The organism is Vibrio sp. 10N.222.55.B11 (genome assembly GCF_041473705.1).
Classification (GTDB): Bacteria; Pseudomonadota; Gammaproteobacteria; order Enterobacterales; family Vibrionaceae; genus Vibrio; species Vibrio crassostreae_C.
Genome location: NZ_JBFRST010000006.1, coordinates 1 through 632 on the forward strand (window position 1 = coordinate 1; position 632 = coordinate 632).

Sequence of the window (632 nt, forward strand, 5' to 3'; positions counted from 1 at the left end):
GGCAGTGCTAAAAAAGATATTACAGTGACCGTTCATGGCACCAATGATGCTCCCGTCGCATCGGCTGAAGTGCGTTTAGCGAATGGCTTGGAAGATAACAAAATTGTCCTTACCACGTCACAGCTACTTGCTAATACTAGCGATGTTGATGACAACGACATTGGCAAATTATCCATTGAAAACCTACAGGCTGACCACGGTTCGATATTAATTAATGGCGATGGCACATTCACCTTTACCCCAGAAAAAGACTACAACGGAGCGGTGCACTTTAGCTATGATGTCAAAGATGCCCACGGTGGTGTGACACACACTGGCGCATCAACGACGCTCTCGGCTGTTGGCGATAAAGCCCAAATCGCTGGCGTTGATACTGGTTCAATAACCGAAAACAGCGCGGGTGTCGACATGTCACCCGACTATGCTCACTCAGGCATCGCCACACTTGGCAATACAACACTCTATGCTGATGGCAAGCTGACCATCACAGACCCCGATGTAGGCGAGTCAGGATTTGAACGCCAAGGCAGCAATGGTTACGACTATCACGGCACCTATGGCGATCTAATCTTACTCACCGATGGCACCTGGCATTACCATGCCGATGCTGGGCATAGAGCCGCTATTGGTGG

General features: G+C 49.7%; 1 protein-coding gene. It reads left to right on the forward strand.

Translation table 11 applies throughout. From position 1 onward, the window contains the following. Nucleotides 1-632: cadherin-like domain-containing protein (locus AB4503_RS03820; RefSeq protein ID WP_372113707.1), on the forward strand; the 632-nt coding region annotated here is incomplete at both ends.